Below are 21,441 nucleotides of genomic sequence, written 5' to 3' on the forward strand. Positions count from 1 at the left end.
ATCCGTTCTTGTCCCTTTTTAAAAGCATCCATTATTACGTGTCCCGAATGTGAACCTTGATAGTTAGTCGATAGTGTGTCACACATCTGACATTGATGCATTTCCGTTTGGTAATGTGCCAAGTTTATGCATACGGACTAGCGCTCAGGCGACGATGGCCTTCCAGCCACATTTCATGTCACATGGTAAATTGATGGTCTACGTGCGCCGCATCCTGCCGCGCACCGACATCATCAAGAGGGTGGAATGAAATTTCGTTTGCTGACGATGGCAGCGGCCCTGGCCGCCGTCACGGCCACCGCCACTGCGGCGCCGCGTGGTCTTACCGTGGAAGACCTGGTCAATATGGAGCGGGTCGGCAGCCCGGCAGTGTCGCCGGACGGCACGCGCGTGGTGTACACCGTGCGCAGCACGGACCTGGACAAGAACCGCGGCCATACCGAATTGTGGATGGTCGACCTGCGCGCCGCCAAGCCGGCGCCCAAGCGCCTGACCAGCCATGCGTCGAGCAGCGTCGATCCGGAATGGTCGGCCTCGGGCGACGCCGTGTACTTCCTGTCGACCCGTTCGGGTTCGTCCCAGGTGTGGCGCCTGCCGGCCGCCGGCGGTGAGCCGACCCGGGTCACCGACCTGCCGCTGGACGTCGACAGCTACCGCGTGGCGCCGACCGGCGACCGTATCGCCTTCAGCAGCTCGGTGTTCCGCGACTGCGCCGACCTGGCCTGCACCAAGGATCGTGCCGATGCAAAAGCCAAAGAAAAGGCCACCGGCAAAGTGTATGACCGCCTGTTCGTGCGCCACTGGGACACCTGGAACGATCACCGCAACAACGTGCTGTTCTCGGCGGCGCTGGACGCCAGCGGCAAGCTCAGCGGCGCGCCGGTCAGCCTGTCCGGTTCGCTCGACGGCGATGCGCCCTCGAAGCCGTTCGGCGACCGCGAGGAATACCGCTTCAGCCCGGACGGCAAGACCGTCGTGTTCTCGCTGCGCGTGGCCGGCAAGACCGAGGCCTGGTCGACCAACTTCGACCTGTACAGCGTCCCGGCCGCTGGCGGCGCCGCGCCGCGCAACCTGACCGCCGACAATCCGGCCTGGGACACCAAGGGCGTGTTCTCGCCCGACGGCCGCACCCTGGCCTACCTGGCGATGGCGCGTCCGGGTTTTGAAGCCGACCGCTACCAGATCATGCTGATGGACGTCGCCAGCGGCCAGAAGCGCAAGCTGGCGGCCGACTGGGACCGCTCGGCCGGCAACCTGCAATGGCGCGCCGACGGCAAGGCGCTGGTGGTCGACGCCGAAGACATCGGCCAGCACCGCCTGTTCTCGATCGACGTCGGCAGCGGCAAGGTCACGCCCCTGACCGGCAACGGCGCGGTCGGCGGCTACGACCTGCGCGGCAACACGCTGGCCTACACCCAGGCCAGCCTGACGTCTGGCGCGCAACTGTTCTCGATGAAGCTGGGCAGCAAGCCGCAGCAATTGACCAACGTGAACGCCGAGCTGCTCAAGGACGTGCGCTTCGGCGAACCGGAACAGTTCTCGTTCGCCGGCGCCAATGGCGAAACCGTGTACGGCTACGTGATGAAGCCGTGGAACGCGCAGCCGGGCCAGAAGTATCCGGTGGCCTTCATCGTCCACGGCGGCCCGCAGGGCAGCTTCGGCAACAGCTGGAGCTACCGCTGGAACCCGCAGACCTATGCCGGCGCCGGCTATGCGGCGGTGTTCATCGACTTCCACGGCTCGACCGGCTATGGCCAGAAGTTCACCGACGCGATCAGCAACGACTGGGGCGGCAAGCCGCTCGAGGACCTGCAAAAGGGTTATGACGCGGCGGTGAAGAAGTTCCCATGGCTGGACCGTTCGCGCGACTGCGCGCTGGGCGCGTCCTACGGCGGCTACATGATGAACTGGATCCAGGGTAACTGGCCGGACGAGTTCAAGTGCATCGTCAACCACGATGGCGTGTTCGATACGCGCGGCATGGCGTACTCGACCGAAGAGCAGTGGTTCACCGACTGGGAAAGCGGCGGTCCTTACTTCAAGGTGCCGGACAACCATGAACGCTTCAATCCGGTGCTGCACGTGAACAAGTGGAAGACCCCGATGCTGGTGATCCAGGGCGACCTCGACTTCCGCATCCCGACCGCGCAGGCGCTGGGCACCTTCACCGCGCTGCAACGCAAGGGCATCGACAGCAAGCTGCTGGTGTTCCCGGACGAGAACCACTGGGTGCTCAAGCCGGCCAATTCGCTGCAGTGGCATCACACCGTGATCGATTGGCTGGATGGGTATCTGAAGCGTTGATGCTCGCGGCATTGGCAAACCGCCAGCTGAATTATCACCACTAGCATCAGCCCGTCGTCCCCGGACTAGTCCGGGAACGACGGTCTTTGGGCTAACCAAAACGCTTACTGCGCCGCCACCTCGAAGCTGTTCTTCTCGAACGCCCTCTTCACCGCATCGTTCTCGGTGATGCTCGACGCATCGACCTGCCACGTGAGGCTGGTTTCGGTCAGGTTCGGCGTGAACACCACCATCTTGTCTTCCGTGCCCCTGCCGATATCGGCCAGGGTCAGCGTGATCTCGCCCGCATCGGCCACGGCCACATTCTTGACTTCCTTGGTCGCCGTGAAGGTGGTCGGGAACGCATCCTCGCTCGCGGTCTGGTTGCAATTGACCAGGTCGCCATTCTCCTGCCCGCATAGCGCCACCGCTGTCTTGTACGGGCTCAGCGCTGACAGCGCATTGGCGGCCTTGGCCTTGGAGGTGTATTCGGTATACGCGGGAATCGCCACCGTCGCCAGGATGCCGATGATGGCGACGACGATCATCAGTTCGATCAGGGTGAAGCCGCGTGCTATGTTGCGGTGCTGCTGTCGGTGCAGGTTCATGGTCAGCTCTCCAGTGGGCAATAGAAATCGTGAGCCGTGCGCATGGAGACTGCACGGCGTACCAGTTAGGACGAGGCTGATTGTAGGGAGAGCAAACGGATCAATCCTGTGCGGCCACAAGTGCGCGCAAGAGAGCGGCGGACGAAAAAAACGGGGAGCCGCAGCTCCCCGTTCTATAGGACGATCAGAAGACCGTCAGGATTACAGCATTGCCTTCAGCAGACGCGCCATTTCCGACGGATTCTTGGTGACCTTGATGCCGCAGGCTTCCATGATTTCCAGCTTGGCTTGCGCGGTGTCGGCGCCGCCCGAGATCAGCGCGCCGGCGTGGCCCATGCGCTTGCCCGGAGGCGCGGTGACGCCGGCGATGAAGCCGACCACCGGCTTCTTCATGTTGTCCTTGATCCACTCAGCGGCGTTGGCTTCGTCCGGACCGCCGATTTCGCCGATCATGATGACCGCGTCGGTATCAGGATCGTCGTTGAACATGCGCATCACGTCGATGTGCTTCAGGCCGTTGATCGGGTCGCCGCCGATGCCGACTGCCGACGATTGGCCCAGGCCCAGTGCGGTCAGCTGGCCGACTGCTTCATAGGTCAGGGTGCCCGAACGCGACACGACGCCGATGCGGCCCTTCTTGTGGATGTGGCCCGGCATGATGCCGATCTTGATTTCGTCCGGGGTGATCAGGCCTGGGCAGTTCGGGCCCAGCAGCAGGGTCTTGGAGCCGGCCTTGGCCATGCGATCCTTGACTTCCATCATGTCGCGGACAGGGATGCCTTCGGTGATGCAGATTGCCAGGTCCAGCTCGGCTTCAACGGCTTCCCAGATCGCGGCGGCCGCGCCTGCCGGCGGAACGTAGATCACCGACACGGTGGCGCCGGTTTCCGACTTGGCTTCCTTGACCGATGCGTAGATCGGGATGCCTTCGAAATCTTCGCCGGCTTTCTTCGGGTTCACGCCGGCGACGAAGGCTTCCTTGCCGTTCGCGTAGTCGCGGCACATGCGGGTGTGGAACTGGCCGGTCTTGCCGGTGATGCCCTGGGTGATGACTTTGGTATCTTTGTTGATCAGAATCGACATTTTTATATCCTTCGCGAATTAGGCAGCGTGACCGGCGGCAGCGGCAACGACCTGCTTCGCTGCGTCTTCCATCGTGTCTGCGGAAATGATCGGCAGGCCCGAGTCAGCCAGCATTTTCTTGCCCAGGTCTTCGTTGGTGCCCTTCATGCGCACGACCAGCGGCACTTGCAGCGACACGGCCTTCGAGGCGGTGATCACGCCTTCGGCGATCACGTCGCAACGCATGATGCCGCCGAAGATGTTGACCAGGATGGCCTTCAGGCCCGGGTTCTTCAGCATGATCTTGAATGCTTCGGTTACCTTCTCGGCCGTCGCGCCACCGCCGACGTCCAGGAAGTTGGCCGGCTCGCCGCCGAACAGCTTGATGGTGTCCATGGTGGCCATGGCCAGGCCGGCGCCGTTCACCAGGCAGCCGATGTTGCCGTCGAGCGAGATGTAGGCCAGGTCGAACTTCGATGCTTCGACTTCGGCTGGATCTTCTTCGTCCAGGTCGCGGTAGGCGACGATTTCAGGGTGGCGGAACAGGGCGTTGGCGTCGAAGTTGAACTTCGCGTCCAGGGCGATGACCTTGCCCGAACCGGTCAGGATCAGCGGGTTGATTTCGGCCAGCGATGCGTCGGTTTCCCAGTAGGCTTTGTACAGGCCTTGCAGGTTGGCGCGGGCGTCGGCGATCGACTCGGCCGGCACGCCGATCTTGGCGGCGACGTCGTCAGCCTGCTCGTCGGTCAGGCCGACCTTCGGGTCGATCACGACATTGTGGATTTTTTCCGGGTTGCTGTGCGCGACTTCTTCGATGTCCATGCCGCCTTCCGACGACGCCATCAGCACGACCTTCTGGGTCACGCGGTCGGTGACCAGCGAGACGTACAGTTCTTTTTTGATGTCCGCGCCTTCTTCGATCATCAGGCGACGCACTTTCTGGCCTTCAGGGCTGGTCTGATGCGTGATCAGCTGCATGCCCATGATCTGGTCAGCGTATTCCTTGACTTGCTCGAGCGACTTGGCGACTTTCACGCCACCGCCCTTGCCACGGCCACCAGCGTGGATCTGGGCCTTGACCACCCAGACCGGACCGCCCAGTTGTTCAGCGGCCTTGACGGCCTCTTCCACCGACATGCACGGAATGCCGCGCGGAACCGTCACCCCGAACTTTCGGAGGATTTCTTTGCCCTGATACTCATGGATTTTCATGCTGGCTTCCCTTCTTCTATTACTAATGAATTAGAAATACGGTTGAACTACAAAAAAAACAACGAATGCTAACCCGACACGGCTTTGATGGACCATCGAGGATAGTATTTGGCCACGGCCGGGCCGTCGCTGCGCAGGGCATGGCAACGGTCGAGCTCGAAGGGCCGGTCCGTCGACGTCAAGCCGGCAACGCCAGGGGCGTCGACATTGTCGTCGGCGAAGGCTTGCAGCGCTGCGGTAGGCAGCACCTGGGCCAATTCGGTCAGGTGGGTGCAGCCGAGCACGCCGGTGAGGCGGTCTTTCAGGTGCAGCCTGAAATGGTTCACGAGCGAAAGCCCGATCAGTTTCTTGTAGGCGGGAGCGATCGTATCGCAGAAGCCCGGATACGGGACGGCATCGGATGCGGCTTCGGCATCGACGATGTTCAGGTCGCGGTCGATGGTGACGCGCAGCTTCAGGTCGTGCACCGGAACGCCGCCAGGACGCGCGCCGGAGGCGAGCGTGATGTCACGCGTCTTGACGTCGCGGATATTGGCATCGAGATCCCACAAGCCATCGTCGCGCGCGAAGGCTTCGACGGTGATGGCGCGCGTATGCCGCAGCGTACGCGATACGGGTGGAGACAAAGGCATAAATACCAGTGCCGTCGGAACGGCGGTTAGTGGTGCAGCCGGTGTGCTCAATGCACGTTGCCGCAGCTTCTACGGCAACAACCGCTCATGCGGCGCTGCTTAAACCATGAAAGTTTAGCACAGCGTACAGGCTGTTGTGCCGTCGGAAGGGCCATTTAGAGGGAAGACTGCAAGAGTGGAAGGGTTTTAGCCGGGCCGGCGATGGGGGCTGGAGAGGTGCAATTCACACCGTTGCTCATGAACATAACTGATATTCACCATGCATATGGCAGAGCAGGATGTGGGGCGGGAAATGCAAAACGCCAGCGTGCAGCGCCATCGCCCGTTGAGGAATATGCCGGGGCATATCGGGAATGACGCTCCACGCTGGCGTCTGGACATCCAGCCGGCAGGGGTTTTAGCAGTTAGCTTGGAACTCATTCAAACTTGCGTAGTCTTATCATATGGCGGTGAGTTCCACCGTGTCAGCCTGTGGAGAAGACGGCTCTGGCCCTGCAAAATTGCAGGGTGAAACCAGCTTCGACGAAGCAGGAATTCAACGGTAAAGCTAGCTGTAAATAGTTTTACGTAAGTTTGAAGGAACGGTGTGGGCTATTCGAATTCGTCGTCCGGATTGCCCTGCATCGCGATCCGGGCCGCACGTTGCGAAAAACCGCGCTGCAGCAGGAAACGCATCTGCTTGGCGCGCGCCGCGGCGTCTTCGGCCACGGTGCCGAACTTGCGGCGCCAGACTTCGACCGCCCGCTCGGTTTCACTGTCGGTCAGGCCAGCCTTGATTTCAGTCAGCGCTTCGCCGCTGACGCCATGGCTCTGCAGCTCGGCCACGACGCGGCTGGCCCCGAAACGGGCCGCTTTCCGGTTGACCAGGGATTCGGCGAACCGTTCCTGCGACAGCCAGTTGTTCTTTTCGAGGAAATCCAGCAAGGCGTCGACGTCGTCGCCCTCCTCGGCATACTTGGACAGCTTGCGCCGCAACTCGAACCGGCTGTGCTCGCGTTGCGACAAGTAGCGCAAGGCGCGGCCTTTGAGGCTGAGTACGGGTTGGCGCATAAGGAATGTGATGGATCATGTAGCGCAGGGAGGGCGGCGGCACGCTGCCACCCTTCCTGCGCCAGGGGGATTACTCGCCGACCGCTTGCAGCTTCGGCTTGTCGTCGCCACCGGCGGCGACCGGCGGCAGTTCGCGCACGCCCAAGGCGGAGCGGACCTTGTTCTCGATTTCACGCGCCAGGGCCGGGCGATCTTTCAGGAACTGGCGGGCGTTATCTTTACCTTGACCGATACGCTCGCCGTTGTAGCTGTACCAGGAACCCGACTTCTCGACGATCTTGTTGTCGGCGCCCAGGTCCAGGATCTCGCCTTCGCGCGAGGTGCCTTCTCCGTACAGGATGTCGAAGTGGGCTTCCTTGAACGGCGGCGCGATCTTGTTCTTGACGACCTTGACCTTGGTTTCGTTACCGATGACTTCGTCGCCCGACTTGATCGAACCGGTACGGCGGATGTCCATACGCACCGAGGCGTAGAACTTCAGCGCGTTACCGCCGGTGGTGGTTTCAGGGCTGCCGAACATGACGCCGATCTTCATGCGGATCTGGTTGATGAAGATCACCAGCGTGTTGGTGCGGTTGATCGAGGCGGTGAGTTTACGCAGCGCCTGCGACATCAGGCGGGCTTGCAGGCCCGGCAGCGAGTCGCCCATGTCGCCTTCGATCTCGGCGCGCGGGGTCAGGGCCGCCACCGAGTCGATCACCACCAGGTCGACCGAACCCGAACGCACCAGGGCGTCGGTGATTTCGAGCGCCTGTTCGCCGGTGTCCGGCTGCGAGATCAGCAGTTCGTCGAGCTTGATGCCCAGCTTTTGCGCATAGCCCACGTCGAGCGCGTGCTCGGCGTCGATGAAGGCGCAGGTGCCGCCCAGCTTTTGCATCTGGGCGATGGTCTGCAGCGTCAGGGTGGTCTTACCCGACGATTCAGGACCGTAGATTTCAACGATACGGCCGCGCGGCAGGCCACCGACGCCGAGCGCGATGTCCAGGCCCAGCGAGCCGGTGGAAACAGTCTGGACTTCTTCGACCGGCGCATTGGCGTCCATGCGCATGACCGAGCCCTTGCCAAACTGCTTTTCGATTTGCGCCAGTGCAGCTGCCAGCGCTTTGCCTTTTTCGGCAACGTTCAATGCGGATTTTTTATCGTCCATGGTGTACTTTCAATCGTGGAGCAGTGAAGGTATGGGCGCGGGTGCGCACTTCAAGGGTCACTACTGTATAAAAATCCAGTGGTTTTGGCAAGCACAAATACGTGGTGTATTTACCAAAATTTGCGAAAGCTCGCATTGTTGCGATAAATCAAACACAATAAGCACTTGACCGTGTCTAACCCACTGACGAGGTATCCCCATGCGTATCCTGCTTGCCGAAGATGATAGCGTACTTGCCGACGGCCTGACGCGCTCACTGCGCCAGTCCGGCTATGCGATCGATTGCGTCAAGAACGGCCAGGACGCCGACACCGCGCTCTCGACCCAGGAGTTCGACCTCCTGATCCTGGACCTCGGATTGCCGAAAATGTCCGGCCTCGAAGTGCTGCGCCGCCTGCGCGCGCGCGCTTCGCTGCTGCCGGTATTGATCCTCACCGCCGCCGACTCGGTCGAGCAGCGCGTCGAGGGCCTCGACCTGGGCGCCGATGACTACATGGCGAAACCGTTTGCCCTGTCCGAGCTCGAGGCGCGGGTGCGCGCCCTCACCCGGCGCGGCGCCGGCGGCGGCCCGGCCGTGGTGCGCCACGGCCCGCTGGTGTATGACCAGGTCGGCCGCAGCGCCTATATCAACGAGCAAATGCTGGACCTGTCGGCGCGCGAGCTCGGCCTGCTCGAAGTGCTGCTGGCACGCAGCGGGCGCCTGGTCTCGAAAGAACAGCTGGTCGACCACCTGTGCGAATGGGGCGAGGAAGTGTCGAACAACGCGATCGAAGTCTACGTGCACCGCCTGCGCAAGAAGATCGAGGTCGGCGGCGTGCGCATCGCCACCGTGCGCGGCCTTGGCTACTGTCTCGAGAAATTCCCTGACGCGGCCAACCGTCCCGCCGCCGTGGCCAACACCGCCAGCGGCAAGTGAACGGGCGCGACGCCGGCCTGGCGCCGGCCGCCGGCAGCCTCGACGCCGGCGCCGACATGGGTGCGCCGCTGTACGTCCCGCCGAATCCCGAGCCGGACGAAAACATCCGCCACTCGCTGTTCGGCGAGATCCTTGACTGGATGCTGGCGCCGCTGCTGCTGCTGTGGCCGATGAGCATCGCGATTACCTACCTGGTGGCGAAGTCGATCGCCAATCAACCGTTCGACGATGCGCTGGAAGACCGCGTCACGGTGCTGGGCCAGCAGATCCGCAGCATCGACGGGCGCGCCGACGACGTCGACAGCGTCTACTTTGTCCTGGCCGGCCCCGACGGCGCCATCCTCGACGGCGACCGCGACCTGCCGCGCCCGCGCCTGAACGACGGCGACGAGCGTGCCCGCAGCGGCGCGGTCGAGTTCCGCAACGACAGCATCCACGGCGTGCCGATCCGGGTCGCCTACACCTACGTCAACCTCGACCCGCTGCACCAGCGCGCCATCCATCCGCCCGAAGCGCCGCCCCTGGCGCTGGTGCAGGTGGCCGAGACGCTCGACAAGCGCGCCCACCTCGCCAACGAAATCATCAAGGGTGTGATCCTGCCCCAGTTCATCATCCTGCCGGTGATCCTGGGCCTGGTCTGGTTCGCGCTGTCGCGCGGCCTGTCGCCGCTGGCCGAGCTGCAGCAGCGCATCCGCGCGCGCCCGCAGGACGACCTGTCGCCGATCGACCCGCGCCAGGTGCCGGAAGAGATCTCGCCGCTGGTCGGCTCGTTCAACGACATGCTCGAGCGTCTCGGCGAAACGGTGGAGATGCAGAAGCGTTTCATCGCCGACGCCGCGCACCAGATGAAGACCCCGCTGGCCGGCATGCGCATGCAGTCCGAGCTGGCGCTGCGCCAGGTCGATCCGCTTGAAATCCACCGTTCGCTCGAGCAGCTGGCCAAGAGCTCGGAATCGGCCACGCGCCTGGTCAACCAGCTGCTGGCGCTGGCGCGCGCCGAGAACCAGCCGCAGGCCGGGCTGGCGTTCGACGCGATCGACTTGGCCGCGCTGGCGCGCGAGACGGTGCAGGACTGGGTGCAGGCCTCGTTCGCGAGCCGCATCGACCTCGGCTTCGAGCCGCCCGAGCCGATTGACGCGCCGATCCTGATCGCCGGCCAGCCGCTGATGCTGCGCGAGATGCTGTCGAACCTGATCGACAATGCGCTGCGCTATACCCCGCCCGAGGGCAGCGTCACGGTGCGGGTGCGGCGCGACGGTGAGCGCGCCCTGCTCGAGGTCGAAGACACCGGCCCCGGCATCGCCCCACTCGAGCGCGAGCGCGTGTTCGAGCGCTTCTACCGCATCCTGGGCAGCAATACCCAGGGCAGCGGCCTGGGGCTGGCCATCGTGCGCGAGATCGCCCAGCAGCACGGCGCCGAGATCGACATCTTCAACAATCCGCGCAGCCATTCGCGGCGCTTTCCCGGCACCTTGTTCCGCCTGACCTTCCCGCCTCCCGTCCGTGAATCCGATGACGCCGATTGAACCTTCTTCCGCTCCTGCCGTAGCCGACGCCGACGCCGACGCCGCCGATAATGCGGCGCGCCGGCGCCTGCTGGCCACGCGCGCCGCGCACTGGGAGCGCACCCGGCGCATGACGTCGATCCTGCTGGTGCTGTGGCTGGTCACCGGCTTCGGCACCGTGTTCTTCGCGCGCGAACTGGCGCGCTTCGAGCTGTTCGGCTGGCCGCTGTCGTTCTACATGGCGGCGCAGGGCGCCTCGCTGGTGTCGCTGGCCATCATCGGCTTCTACGCCTGGCGCATGCGCTGGCTCGACCGCGCCGCTGCGCAGGAGCATGCATGAGCGCGAAGCCCCACTACTTCGGCAAGCTGTCGCGCTACTACCTGTGGTACACCGGCTGCTTCGTACTGTTTCTGGTGGCCCTGGCGATCCTGGAGCAGGAAGGCATGCCGCGCCTGTGGATCGGCCACCTGTTCATGTTCGCCACCATCGCGCTGTACGCCACCATCGGCGTCATCTGCCGCACCTCGAACGTCACCGAGTATTACGTCGCCGGCCGCCGCGTGCCGGCCCTGTTCAACGGCATGGCCACCGCCGCCGACTGGATCTCGGCCGCCAGCTTCATCAGCCTGGCCGGCGGCCTGTATCTGCAGGGCTTCGACGGCCTGGCCTTCATCATGGGCTGGACCGGCGGCTTCGTGCTGGTCGCGCTGCTGATCGCGCCGTATCTGCGCAAGTTCGCGCAGTACACCATCCCCGACTTCCTGGCGGCGCGCTACGCCAGCGGCGGGGGTGGCAACGGCGGTGGGCGCGGCGCCCTGGTGCGCGCGATCGCGGTCGGCGCCACCATCCTGGTCTCGTTCACCTACGTGGTGGCGCAGATCTACGCGGTCGGCCTGATCGCCTCGCGCTTCACCGGGGTCGACTTCTCGGTCGGGATCTTCCTGGGCCTGGCCAGCATCCTGGTGTGCTCGTTCCTGGGCGGGATGCGCGCGATCACCTGGACCCAGGTGGCGCAGTACATCATCCTGCTGGTGGCGTTCCTGATCCCGACCATGTGGCTGTCGGCCAAGCACGCCGACAACCCGATCCCGCAGGTGGCCTACGGCTCGCTGCTCAACAAGCTGACCGAACGCGAAGCGCAGCTGGCACAAGACCCGCGCGAGGAACAGGTGCGCGCCGAGTTCCGGCGCCGCGCCGCCGAATACGCGGCGCGGGTCGACGCCCTGCCCGAATCGTGGGAAGCCGGCAAACTGGAAGCCCAGCGCCAGCTGGCCGAAGCGCGCGCCCGCAACGCCTCGCTGGGCGAAGTGCGCCAGGCCGAACGCGCGCTGGCCACCTACCCGAATTCAAGCGACGAGGCGCAGGCGCTGTGGATCGAACGGCGCGACGCCAACCTGGAGCGCGCGCGCCCGCCCGAGCCGCACGCCACGCCCTTCCCCGGCCCCACGCAGGAAGCATCGGATGCGCGCCGCAACAACTTCCTGGCGGTGGTGTTCTGCCTGATGTTCGGCACCGCCGCCCTGCCCCACATCCTGATGCGCGCCTACACCACGCCCTCGGTGCACGAGACCCGGGTGTCGGTGTTCTGGACCCTGTTCTTCATCCTGCTGGTGTACCTCACCATTCCTGCCCTGGCGGTGCTGGTCAAGTACGATTTATACACCTCGCTGATCGGCAGCGACTTCACCGCGCTGCCGACCTGGATCTCGTACTGGGCCAACGTCGACAAGGCCAATCCTTTGGTGAGCGTGGCCGACATCAACGGCGACGGCATCGTGCAGCTGGCCGAGTTCGCGATCGACGCCGACGTGCTGGTGCTGGCCACGCCCGAGATCGGCGGCCTGCCCTACGTGATCTCGGGCCTGGTGGCGGCCGGCGGCCTGGCGGCGGCGCTGTCCACCGCCGACGGCCTGCTGCTGGCGATCTCCAACGCGCTGTCGCACGACGTCTACTACAAGATCGTGCAGCCGAATGCTTCGACCCAGAAGCGGGTGACGATCTCGAAGCTGCTGCTGCTGGCGGTGGCCTTCATCGCCGCCTACGCGGCGTCGCAGAAGCCGGCCGACATCCTGTCCTTGGTGGCGGCGGCGTTCTCGCTCGCCGGTTCCACCTTGTTCCCGGTGCTGGTGCTGGGGGTGTTCTGGAAGCGCGCCAACCACCAGGGCGCGCTCGCCGGCATGGTGGTGGGATTTGCCGTGTGCCTGTTCTACATGCTGCGCGCCAGTCCCGGCCTGGGCGGCAACGCACTGGATGCCTGGTTCGGCATCCTGCCAATGGCGGCCGGGGTGTTCGGGATGCCGGCCGGGCTGCTGACGGTGGTCGTGGTCAGCCTCTTGAGCGCGCCGCCGCCGCGCACGGGCGACGCCATGGTCGATTACATCCGCGCGCCCGAATGAAAGCTTGAACAGCTCCGGTGAATATTGGAGAGTATCCGGCGTCAATACGACTGCTATGCTCGTTCCTCTCGACCCGATGGGAAATACCATGATGTCCTTGCTGTTCCGGTGCTGCGCCGCCTTGTCCTTCCTGCTGCTGGCCCTGGTGGCTGCCGCGCCGTCATCGGCTGCGGCCGGCGCCACCGCTGCGCCGCCGCCGATCGAGGCTTTCTTCGCCGATCCGCAGCTCAGCGGCGCCGTGCTGTCGCCCAACGGCCGCTTCCTGGCAGCGATCTCGGGCGCCCCCGAGCGGCGCGACATGCTGGCCGTGATCGACCTGCAGACCAAGGCGACCAAGCTGATCGGCTACGAGCGGGTCGACGTGGACGACTTCCAGTGGGTCAACGACGAGCGCCTGGTGTTCGACGTCATCGACAAGCGGCTCGGCCCGGGCCATACCAACGTGGCCGGCGGCCTGTACGGCGTCGACCGCGACGGCGCCAACCTGCGCCAGCTGGTTGCGCGGCGCGAAGAGATCATCGAGACCTCGCTCAACAATTCCACGGCCTCGCGCCGGCTGCCCTGGCATACCTTCATGCTGGGCCAGCGCGGCGCCCAGGATTCGGACTGGATCTATGTGCGCAGCCTCGATTTCGACAGCCGCGGCGAAGTGCGCCACGTCGACCTGCTGCACCTGAACACACGCACCGGCGCCAACCGCCTGGTGCCGCGCCCGAACGGCATCGTCGAGAGCTGGATGCTCGACAACGCTGGCCAGCCGCGCCTGGCGCTGGCGTCGGAAGACGGCAAGACCACGGTCCACTACCGCGATCCGGCCAGCTCGCAGTGGCGCGTGATCGCCACCTTCGACTCGTATGCCGGCGACGACAACGCGTTCTCGCCACTCGGCTTCGGCGACGACGGCGCCCTGTACGTCAGCAAGTACAACGGCAAGGACACGGCCTCGCTGTACATCTTCGACTTCGCCACCGGCAAGGTACGGCCGCAGCCGGTGATTACGGCCGACGGCTACGACTTCGAAGGCGCCCTGGTCAGCCGCAACGGCAAGCTGCTCGGCGTGCGGGTGCTGACCGATGCCTACGACAGCGTCTGGTTCGATCCCGGCATGAAAGCGCTGCAGGCCAGGATCGACGCGCTGTTGCCCGGCACCGTCAACCTGCTGTCGGTGGCGTCCAGGGCCGACACGCCATGGGCGCTGGTGCACGCCTATTCCGACCGCGAGCCGCTCAGCTACATCCTGTTCGATACCGAGAGCGGCAAGCTGACCCGGATCGGCGACACCTATCCCGACATCGATCCGGCGCGCATGGGGCGCCAGGACGACGTCAAGTACGCGGCGCGCGACGGCCGCACCATCCCGGCGCTGCTGACCTTGCCGCCCGGCGGCGGCAAGAACCTGCCGCTGGTGGTGCTGGTGCACGGCGGGCCGTACGTTCGCGGCAGCACCTGGGGCTGGGATTCCGATTCGCAGTTCCTGGCCTCGCGCGGCTATGCGGTGCTGGAACCGTCCTACCGCGGCACCACCGGCTTCGGCGAGGCCCACTTCCGCGCCGGCTGGAAGCAGTGGGGACTGGCGATGCAGGACGATATCGCCGACGGCGCGCGCTGGGCCATCGCCCAGGGCATCGCCGACCCGAAACGCATCTGCATCGCCGGCGCCAGCTACGGCGGATACGCCACCCTGATGGGGCTGGTGCGCGACCACGACCTGTACCAGTGCGGCGTCAACTGGCTCGGCGTCAGCGACATCAACCTGATGTACACCGGCTCCTGGCGCCTGGCGTCCGACCTGGGCAAGGAGTGGAAGAAATACGGCATGCCCCTGCTGATCGGCGACCAGGTCAAGGATGCGGCCCAGCTCAAGGCGACCTCGCCGATCGAGCAGGCGGCCCGCATCCAGCGCCCGCTGCTGATGGCCTATGGCGGCGCCGACCGCCGCGTGCCGCTGTACCACGGCACCAAGCTGCGCGACGCCGTGGGCCGCACCAACGGCCAGGTGGAGTGGATCGAGTACGAGGAAGAAGCGCACGGCTGGTCGCTGCCGAAGAACCGGGTCGATTTCTGGGGACGGGTGGAGAAGTTTCTGGATAAGCACATCGGCAAGAACGCCGCGAAAGCAGCGCCGTGAACCGCTTGCGCCATGCGCTTTGCGCCATTGCCGCCGTGCTGTCGAGCGGCGCCGTACCTGCTGTCGCAAGCGCCGCGGACACCGCCTCCAGCCGCGCGCCGATCGAACAATTCTTCGCCAATCCGCAATTCGCCCGTACCGCGCTGTCGCCCGACGGCCGCTTCCTGGCCGCGATCTCGGGCGCACCCGGGCGGCGCGACGTGCTGGCGGTGGTGGACCTGCAGAGCAAGGCGCTGAAGATCGTGGCCGGTTATTCCAACGTCGACGTGCTCGCCTTCGAGTGGGTCAGCGCGGGGCGCCTGCTGTTTTCGGTCAGCGACAAGCAGGTCGGCCCGGACGGCGCCTACCTGGCCGGCGGCCTGTATGCGGTGGACCGCGACGGCGCCGACCTGCGCCAGCTGGCGGCGCAGAACGGCAACAGCGGCGCCCCGGTCGTCGGCAGCCGCCTGCAGACCCAGCGCCTGCTGCCCTGGTATGCCGGCATGCTGGGCCAGCGCGGCGCCCAGGATTCCGATTGGGCCTACGTGGAACTGCCGGACATCGGCAGCGCCGGAACCATGCAGGCGGTCGACCTGCTGCATCTGAACACGCGCACCGGCCAGACGCGCAAGGTGCCGCGTCCCGGCCCGGTCTACCGCTGGCTGCTCGACGACGCCGGCGAGCCGCGCCTGGCGCTGGCGGCGCAGGACGGCGTCACCAGGGTGCACTACCGCGATCCCGCCAATGGCCAGTGGCGTGTGCTCGCCAGCTTCGATTCCTACACCGGCGGGCCGCAGGCGTTCGAGCCGCTCGGCTTCGGCAGCGACGGCGTGCTGTATGTCGGCAAGAACGACGGCCGCGACACCATGGCCCTGCACACCTTCGACTTCGCCACCGGCAAGGTCAACCCGCAGCCGCTGATCGTCACCGACGGCTACGACTTCGACGGCGTGCCGGTCGGCCATCGCGGCAAGCTGCTCGGCTTCACGCTGCTGACCGATGCTTACAGCAGCGTGTGGTTCGACAAGGACATGGCGGCGCTGCAGAAGAAGGTCGATGCCCTGCTGCCCGGCACCAACAACCTGCTGTCGGTGGCCAGCCGCAGCGACGCGCCCTGGGTGCTGGTGCGCGCCTACTCCGACCGCCAGCCCTCGACCTGGCTGGCGTACCACGTCGCCAGCGGCGCCCTGAGCCCGGTCGGCGGCGCCCATCCCGCCATCGATCCGGCGCGCATGGGCCGCCAGCAGCCGGTGAAGTACAAGGCGCGCGACGGCCGCGAGATTCCGGGATTGCTGACGCTGCCCCCAGGCGGCGGCAAGGGATTGCCGCTGGTGCTGCTGGTGCATGGCGGCCCCTACGTGCGCGGCAGCAGCTGGGGCTGGGATGCCGAATCGCAGTTCCTCGCTTCGCGCGGCTATGCGGTGCTGGAGCCGGCCTTCAGGGGCAGCACCGGCTTCGGCCGCGCCCACTTCGAGGCCGGCTGGAAGCAGTGGGGCCTGGCGATGCAGGACGACATCGCCGACGGCGCGCGCTGGGCAGTCGCCCAGGGCCACGCCGATCCGAAGCGCATCTGCATCATGGGCGCCAGCTACGGCGGCTATGCCACGCTGATGGGACTGGTGCGCGATCCCGACCTGTACCGCTGCGGGGTCAACTGGGTCGGCGTCAGCGACATCAACCTGCTCTACAGCGGCCACTGGAGCTTCGAATCCGACCTCGGCGCGGCATGGAAGAAGTTCGGCATGCCAGTGCTGGTGGGCGACCCGGTCAAGGATGCGGCTCAGCTGAAAGCGACCTCGCCGATCGAGCAGGCGGCGCGCATCACCCAGCCCTTGTTGCTGGCCTACGGCGGGGCCGACCTGCGGGTGCCGATCGTGCACGGCACGCGCCTGCGCGACGCGGTCACGCGCACCAACAAGGCGGTGGAATGGGTCGAGTACCCGCGCGAAGGGCATGGCTGGTCGCTGCCGCAGAACCGGGTCGATTTCTGGGGCCGGGTGGAGCGCTTCCTGGACCGGCACATCGGGAAGGATGCGGTGCGCTGAACGCGACCCGCCACGAAAAACGGGCGCCCGCGGGCGCCCGTTTTTCATCCGGCAGCAGCCAGTTTATTCGACCACGGTCTGCGCCTGCCCTTCGGCACGGGCACGGATCTCGCCGATGCGGTACACGGTCTCGCCCGCCGCCTGCAGCTGGGCAAACGCCGCATCCGCATTCTCTTTCGACACGATCACGGTCATGCCGATACCGCAGTTGAACACGCGGTGCATCTCTGCATCGGCCACACCGCCGTGCTGCTGCAGCCACTGGAACAGCGGCGGCATGGTCCACGAGGAACCATCCAGCACTGCGGTCAGGTTGTCGGCCAGCACGCGCGGAATGTTCTCGACCAGGCCGCCCCCGGTGATGTGCACCAGGCCCTTGACTTCCATCGACTGCATCAGCGCCAGCAGCGGCTTGACGTACAGGCGGGTCGGCGCCATCAGCACGTCGGCCAGCTTGCGGCCGTGGAAGTCGGCTTCCAGGTCGGGCTTGGCGACCTGGATGATCTTGCGCACCAGCGAGTAGCCGTTCGAGTGGATGCCCGACGACGCCAGGCCCAGCACCACGTCGCCCGGCACGATTTTTGAGCCGTCGATGATCTGCGACTTCTCGACCGCGCCGACCGCGAAGCCGGCCAGGTCGTATTCGCCGTCCGGGTACATGCCCGGCATCTCGGCGGTCTCTCCGCCCAGCAGCGCGCAGCCCGATTCCTCGCAGCCCTTGGCGATGCCCGACACCACGGCAGTGGCGGTGGCCACGTCCAGCTTGCCGCAAGCAAAGTAATCGAGGAAGAACAGCGGCTCGGCGCCCTGCACCAGGATGTCGTTGACGCTCATCGCCACCAGGTCGATGCCGACCGTGTCATGACGGTTCAGCTCGAAAGCCAGTTTCAGCTTGGTGCCGACGCCGTCGGTGCCCGATACCAGGACCGGTTCCTTGAACTTCTTGCTGATCTCGAACAGACCGCCGAAGCCGCCGATGCCGCCCAGCACGCCTTCGCGCATGGTGCGCTTGGCCATGGGCTTGATGGCTTCGACCAGGGCGTCGCCGGCATCGATATCGACACCCGCGTCGCGGTAGGAGAGAGAAACATTAGATGGTTGGTTCATGGTATTTGGCAGCGGAGGCGGTAAAATAGGAGGCGACCGGCGAAACTGGTCAATCCACTATTTTAGCAAAACGGTTCTCTCCATAACCCGTTTAACGAATATAACAACCAAGCGCATGCCATTTACCCGCCTGCCCGGCATGATCCGAGTGACGCCATGAAACAGCTGGTGCTCGATTTAGGCGCCGAGCCGGCGCAGAGTCTCGACACCTTCCAGGTGGGCGAGAATGCCGAACTGGCGCACCTGATGCACCTGTTCGCCGAACGCGCGTCGCGCGAGCATTTCGCCTACCTGTGGGGCGACACCGGCGCCGGCAAGACCCACCTGCTGCAGGCCCTGGCCGCCAGCCCGGCCTCGCGCTACATCGCCTTCGACGCGCCGAAAGCCGACTTCGTGCACGCGCCCGCGATCACCCTGTACCTGCTCGACGATTGCCACCTGCTGAGCAAACAGCGCCAGATCGACGCCTTCGCCCTGTTCAACCAGATCCGCGAGCACGGCGCCTACATGGTCTGCACCGGCCCGGTGCCGCCGGCGCTGCTGGGGGTGCGCGAAGACCTGCGCACGCGCATGGGCTGGGGCCTGGTGTACCAGATCAAGGGCCTGTCGGACGACCAGAAGATCGAAGCCCTGACGCACGCCGCCGAAGCGCGCGGTTTGACGCTGTCGGCCAGCGTGTTACCCTATTTGTTGTCTCATTTCAAACGCGACATGCGTTCCCTGTCGACCATGCTGGACGCCCTCGACCAGTATTCGCTCGAAACCCAGCGCCCGGTCACGCTGCCTTTGCTGCGCGACCTGTTGCTCCAAGAGAACCTGCCGCTCGAACCAAAAGAATGAAAAACCTTGCCCTGTTTGACCTCGACCACACGCTGCTGCCGATCGATTCGGACCATGAATGGGGCGAATTCCTGGCGCGCGTCGGGGCGGTCGACGGGGACGCCTACCGCGCCCGCAACGACGCCTTCTTCGCCCAGTACAACGCCGGCGTGCTCGACCCGGTCGAGTACCTCGAGTTCGCGCTCGGCACCCTGGCGAGTTTTTCGCGCCTGGAGCTTGAAGCCCTTCACGCCCAGTACATGCGCGAAGTGATCGAGCCGGCCATCCAGCCGCAGGCTTTGAGGCTGGTGCGCGAGCACCAGGACGCCGGCGACCTGGTGGCGATCATCACCGCCACCAACCACGTCATCACGGCGCCGATCGCGGCCGCCTTCGGCGTCGAGCACCACATCGCGGCGATGCCCGAATTCGACGCCGCCGGCAAGCTGACCGGGCGCCTGGCGGGCACCCCGACCTCGGGGCCGGGCAAGATCGTGCACATGCACGCCTGGCTCGCGCGCCTGGGCCGGCCGTTCGAGAGCTTCGAGCGCAGCCACTTCTACAGCGATTCGCACAACGACATTCCGCTGCTTTCGATCGTGTCCCACCCGGTCGCCACCAACCCGAGCAAAGCGCTTGCAAGCCACGCGGCGCAGCAGGGCTGGCCAACCATCCGTTTATTCAATGATTAAAAAATTCATCCGCAAGATCCTGGGTGTGAAAGACCAGCGCGACGCCTCCGAACCCGTGATCCTCGGCCCCGAGGAACACGGCATCGACCCGAAAAACGTCTCGTCGAACGCGATCCGCGTCACGCAGACCCTGCAGGAAGCCGGCTTCAAGGCCTTCGTGGTCGGCGGCGCCGTGCGCGACCTGCTGCTGGGCGTGAAACCCAAGGACTTCGACATCGCCACCGACGCCACGCCCGAGCAGGTGAAAAAACTGTTCCGGCGCGCCTTCATCATCGGCCGCCGCTTCCAGATCGTGCACGTGATGTTCGGCCAGGACCTGCTGGAAGTGACCACCTTCCGCGGCAACGGCAGCGACAACGCGCCGAAGGACGAACACGGCCGCGTCCTGCGCGACAACAACTTCGGTCCGCAGCACGAAGACGCCGCGCGGCGCGACTTCACCATCAACGCCATGTACTACGATCCGGCCACGCAGAGCGTGCTCGATTACCACGGCGGCATCGAGGACATCCGCGCCAAGCTGCTGCGCATCATCGGCATGCCGGAAGCGCGCTACCGCGAAGACCCGGTGCGCATGCTGCGCGTGGTGCGCTTCGCTGCAAAGCTGGGCTTCACCATCGAGCCGACCACGCGCGCGCCGATCCCCGTGATGGCGCCGCTGATCGACAACGTGCCGGCGGCGCGCGTGTTCGACGAGATGTTGAAACTCCTGCTGTCGGGCCACGCGCTGGCCTGCCTCAAGGAGTTGCGTTCGGCCGGCCTGCACCACGGGCTGCTGCCGCTGCTGGACGTGGTGCTGGAGCAGCCGATCGGCATGAAGTTCGTGACCCTGGCGCTGGAGTCGACCGACAACCGGGTGAAAGCCGGCAAGGGCGTCTCGCCCGGCTTCCTGTTCGCCTCGCTCCTGTGGCACCAGGTGCTGGAAAAGTGGACCGCCTACCGCGCCGCTGGCGAGTCGCCGATCCCGGCCCTGCACCTGGCCGCCGACGCCGTGCTGGAAACCCAGACCGAAAACCTGGCCCTGCAGCGCCGCATCGCCACCGACATGCGCGACATCTGGGCCATGCAACCGCGCTTCGAGCGCCGCGCCGGCCGCGCGCCGTACAAGCTGCTGGAACACCCGCGCTTCCGCGCCGGCTACGACTTCCTGCTGCTGCGCTGCCAGTCGGGAGAACTGCCTGCCGAGGTGGGCGAATGGTGGACCGAGTTCTACGCGGCCGAAGGCGGCGAGCGCGAACGCCTGGTAGCGGCAGCCCACACGCGCGAGCGTGAAGGCGGCGCCAACGGCGCGCCAAAAAAACGCCGTCCGCGCCGCGGTCCGCGCAAGAACACTGGCGAAGGTGGTGAAGGCGGCGCACCCGCTCCAGCCGCCGCCGGCGACGAATGATCGCCTACGTCGGCGTCGGCGCCAACCTGGGCGACGCCCGCGCCAACGTGCTCGATGCGCTGGCGCGGCTGGCGGCCTTGCCGGGCGGCGCACTGCTGCATACCTCGGGCCTGTACCGCACGGCGCCGATCGACTCCAGCGGCGACCATTACATCAACGCCGTCGCCTGCCTGGAGACCAGCCTGGACGCGCACGCGCTCCTGGGGGCGCTGCAGGAAATCGAACAGGCCCACGGCCGCGAACGGCCCTACCGCAACGCGCCGCGCACGCTCGACCTCGACCTGCTGCTGTACGGCGACGAGAGCATCGAGACCCCGACCTTGAGCGTGCCGCATCCGCGCATGCACGAACGCGCCTTCGTGCTGGTGCCGCTGTACGAGATCGCGCCCGACGCCGTCATCCCGGGCCTCGGCCTGGCAAGCAGTTTCGGGCCGCGGGTGGCCGCACAATCCATCTACCGGATCGACTGACG

At 65.6% G+C, this 21,441-nt stretch carries 18 protein-coding genes; 11 read left to right on the forward strand and 7 right to left on the reverse strand.

What is annotated here, in order from left to right; genetic code table 11:
- Positions 1-246 precede the first annotated feature (246 nt).
- Positions 247-2,304: a S9 family peptidase gene (locus QPK27_RS09290; protein ID WP_290417944.1), complete on the forward strand. Its 2,058-nt coding sequence runs from the start codon at positions 247-249 to the stop codon at positions 2,302-2,304.
- Between the two features lie 104 nt (positions 2,305-2,408).
- Here QPK27_RS09290 and QPK27_RS09295 read toward each other — a convergent pair whose 3' ends face one another.
- From QPK27_RS09295 to recA, 6 genes are all read right to left on the reverse strand, one after another.
- Positions 2,409-2,891, reverse strand: coding sequence for a prepilin-type N-terminal cleavage/methylation domain-containing protein (locus QPK27_RS09295; protein WP_290417945.1), 483 nt, complete (start codon positions 2,889-2,891; stop codon positions 2,409-2,411).
- 201 nt (positions 2,892-3,092) lie between these two features.
- Positions 3,093-3,974: a succinate--CoA ligase subunit alpha gene (sucD, locus tag QPK27_RS09300; RefSeq protein WP_290417946.1), complete on the reverse strand. Its 882-nt coding sequence runs from the start codon at positions 3,972-3,974 to the stop codon at positions 3,093-3,095.
- 18 nt (positions 3,975-3,992) lie between these two features.
- Entirely contained in the window at positions 3,993-5,165 is a 1,173-nt protein-coding gene (gene sucC / locus QPK27_RS09305) for an ADP-forming succinate--CoA ligase subunit beta (protein WP_290417947.1), read from the reverse strand.
- Positions 5,166-5,233: 68 nt separating this feature from the next.
- Positions 5,234-5,797, reverse strand: coding sequence for a DUF2889 domain-containing protein (locus QPK27_RS09310; RefSeq protein WP_290418110.1), 564 nt, complete (start codon positions 5,795-5,797; stop codon positions 5,234-5,236).
- Between the two features lie 591 nt (positions 5,798-6,388).
- Positions 6,389-6,847, reverse strand: a complete 459-nt coding sequence (gene recX, locus QPK27_RS09315; RefSeq protein ID WP_290417948.1) for a recombination regulator RecX — start codon at positions 6,845-6,847, stop codon at positions 6,389-6,391.
- A 70-nt stretch (positions 6,848-6,917) separates the two neighbouring features.
- Positions 6,918-7,994, reverse strand: a complete 1,077-nt coding sequence (gene recA / locus QPK27_RS09320) for a recombinase RecA (protein ID WP_290417949.1) — start codon at positions 7,992-7,994, stop codon at positions 6,918-6,920.
- A 199-nt stretch (positions 7,995-8,193) separates the two neighbouring features.
- On the opposite strand from recA, the gene QPK27_RS09325 reads away from it, so the two are divergent.
- From QPK27_RS09325 to QPK27_RS09350, 6 genes are all read left to right on the forward strand, one after another.
- The gene (locus QPK27_RS09325) at positions 8,194-8,910 is read left to right on the forward strand and encodes a response regulator transcription factor (protein WP_290417950.1); all 717 of its coding nucleotides are present in this window, start codon (positions 8,194-8,196) and stop codon (positions 8,908-8,910) included.
- A 56-nt stretch (positions 8,911-8,966) separates the two neighbouring features.
- On the forward strand, positions 8,967-10,436 hold the full coding sequence (locus QPK27_RS09330; protein WP_290418111.1) for a sensor histidine kinase: 1,470 nt from the start codon (positions 8,967-8,969) through the stop codon (positions 10,434-10,436).
- A complete protein-coding gene (locus QPK27_RS09335; protein ID WP_374047039.1) occupies positions 10,423-10,755 on the forward strand; it encodes a DUF4212 domain-containing protein in 333 nt (110 codons plus the stop codon). The genes QPK27_RS09330 and QPK27_RS09335 overlap by 14 nt, the downstream gene beginning before the upstream one ends.
- The gene (locus tag QPK27_RS09340) at positions 10,752-12,812 is read left to right on the forward strand and encodes a sodium:solute symporter family protein (RefSeq protein WP_290417951.1); all 2,061 of its coding nucleotides are present in this window, start codon (positions 10,752-10,754) and stop codon (positions 12,810-12,812) included. The genes QPK27_RS09335 and QPK27_RS09340 overlap by 4 nt, the downstream gene beginning before the upstream one ends.
- A gap of 88 nt (positions 12,813-12,900) precedes the next feature.
- Complete coding sequence (locus QPK27_RS09345; RefSeq protein WP_290417952.1) at positions 12,901-14,940, forward strand: S9 family peptidase; 2,040 nt, start codon at positions 12,901-12,903, stop codon at positions 14,938-14,940.
- Positions 14,937-16,964, forward strand: coding sequence for a prolyl oligopeptidase family serine peptidase (locus tag QPK27_RS09350; protein WP_290417953.1), 2,028 nt, complete (start codon positions 14,937-14,939; stop codon positions 16,962-16,964). Before QPK27_RS09345 ends, QPK27_RS09350 begins: the two co-directional genes overlap by 4 nt.
- Before the next feature lie 63 nt (positions 16,965-17,027).
- Here the strand turns inward: QPK27_RS09350 and purM are convergent, their stop codons facing one another.
- Positions 17,028-18,071 carry a phosphoribosylformylglycinamidine cyclo-ligase gene (purM, locus tag QPK27_RS09355; RefSeq protein ID WP_290417954.1) on the reverse strand — a complete coding sequence of 348 codons (1,044 nt, stop codon included), beginning with the start codon at positions 18,069-18,071 and terminating at the stop codon, positions 17,028-17,030.
- A 156-nt stretch (positions 18,072-18,227) separates the two neighbouring features.
- Between purM and hda the strand changes: the two genes are divergently transcribed.
- From hda to folK, 4 genes are read left to right on the forward strand one after another with little or no spacing between them, the layout of a single operon-like run.
- The gene (gene hda / locus QPK27_RS09360) at positions 18,228-18,911 is read left to right on the forward strand and encodes a DnaA regulatory inactivator Hda (protein WP_290417955.1); all 684 of its coding nucleotides are present in this window, start codon (positions 18,228-18,230) and stop codon (positions 18,909-18,911) included.
- Positions 18,908-19,582 (forward strand): HAD family phosphatase, encoded by a 675-nt coding sequence (locus QPK27_RS09365; protein ID WP_290417956.1) that lies wholly within the window; start codon positions 18,908-18,910, stop codon positions 19,580-19,582. The genes hda and QPK27_RS09365 overlap by 4 nt, the downstream gene beginning before the upstream one ends.
- Positions 19,575-20,969 (forward strand): polynucleotide adenylyltransferase PcnB, encoded by a 1,395-nt coding sequence (pcnB, locus tag QPK27_RS09370; protein ID WP_290417957.1) that lies wholly within the window; start codon positions 19,575-19,577, stop codon positions 20,967-20,969. Before QPK27_RS09365 ends, pcnB begins: the two co-directional genes overlap by 8 nt.
- Entirely contained in the window at positions 20,966-21,439 is a 474-nt protein-coding gene (gene folK / locus QPK27_RS09375; RefSeq protein WP_290417958.1) for a 2-amino-4-hydroxy-6-hydroxymethyldihydropteridine diphosphokinase, read from the forward strand. Before pcnB ends, folK begins: the two co-directional genes overlap by 4 nt.
- The last annotated feature ends 2 nt before the right edge of the window (positions 21,440-21,441 follow it).

The sequence above is a fragment of the Massilia sp. YIM B02443 genome (assembly GCF_030411955.1).
Lineage (GTDB): Bacteria > Pseudomonadota > Gammaproteobacteria > Burkholderiales > Burkholderiaceae_D > Telluria.

Bases quoted from the DNA above. Each gene is read 5' to 3' on its own strand.
- QPK27_RS09290 (WP_290417944.1), top strand. From the start codon at position 247: ATGAAATTTCGTTTGCTGACGATGGCAGCGGCCCTGGCCGCCGTCACG.
- QPK27_RS09295 (WP_290417945.1), bottom strand. From the start codon at position 2,891: ATGAACCTGCACCGACAGCAGCACCGCAACATAGCACGCGGCTTCACC.
- sucD (WP_290417946.1), bottom strand. From the start codon at position 3,974: ATGTCGATTCTGATCAACAAAGATACCAAAGTCATCACCCAGGGCATC.
- sucC (WP_290417947.1), bottom strand. From the start codon at position 5,165: ATGAAAATCCATGAGTATCAGGGCAAAGAAATCCTCCGAAAGTTCGGG.
- QPK27_RS09310 (WP_290418110.1), bottom strand. From the start codon at position 5,797: ATGCCTTTGTCTCCACCCGTATCGCGTACGCTGCGGCATACGCGCGCC.
- recX (WP_290417948.1), bottom strand. From the start codon at position 6,847: ATGCGCCAACCCGTACTCAGCCTCAAAGGCCGCGCCTTGCGCTACTTG.
- recA (WP_290417949.1), bottom strand. From the start codon at position 7,994: ATGGACGATAAAAAATCCGCATTGAACGTTGCCGAAAAAGGCAAAGCG.
- QPK27_RS09325 (WP_290417950.1), top strand. From the start codon at position 8,194: ATGCGTATCCTGCTTGCCGAAGATGATAGCGTACTTGCCGACGGCCTG.
- QPK27_RS09330 (WP_290418111.1), top strand. From the start codon at position 8,967: ATGGGTGCGCCGCTGTACGTCCCGCCGAATCCCGAGCCGGACGAAAAC.
- QPK27_RS09335 (WP_374047039.1), top strand. From the start codon at position 10,423: ATGACGCCGATTGAACCTTCTTCCGCTCCTGCCGTAGCCGACGCCGAC.
- QPK27_RS09340 (WP_290417951.1), top strand. From the start codon at position 10,752: ATGAGCGCGAAGCCCCACTACTTCGGCAAGCTGTCGCGCTACTACCTG.
- QPK27_RS09345 (WP_290417952.1), top strand. From the start codon at position 12,901: ATGATGTCCTTGCTGTTCCGGTGCTGCGCCGCCTTGTCCTTCCTGCTG.
- purM (WP_290417954.1), bottom strand. From the start codon at position 18,071: ATGAACCAACCATCTAATGTTTCTCTCTCCTACCGCGACGCGGGTGTC.
- hda (WP_290417955.1), top strand. From the start codon at position 18,228: ATGAAACAGCTGGTGCTCGATTTAGGCGCCGAGCCGGCGCAGAGTCTC.
- QPK27_RS09365 (WP_290417956.1), top strand. From the start codon at position 18,908: ATGAAAAACCTTGCCCTGTTTGACCTCGACCACACGCTGCTGCCGATC.
- pcnB (WP_290417957.1), top strand. From the start codon at position 19,575: ATGATTAAAAAATTCATCCGCAAGATCCTGGGTGTGAAAGACCAGCGC.
- folK (WP_290417958.1), top strand. From the start codon at position 20,966: ATGATCGCCTACGTCGGCGTCGGCGCCAACCTGGGCGACGCCCGCGCC.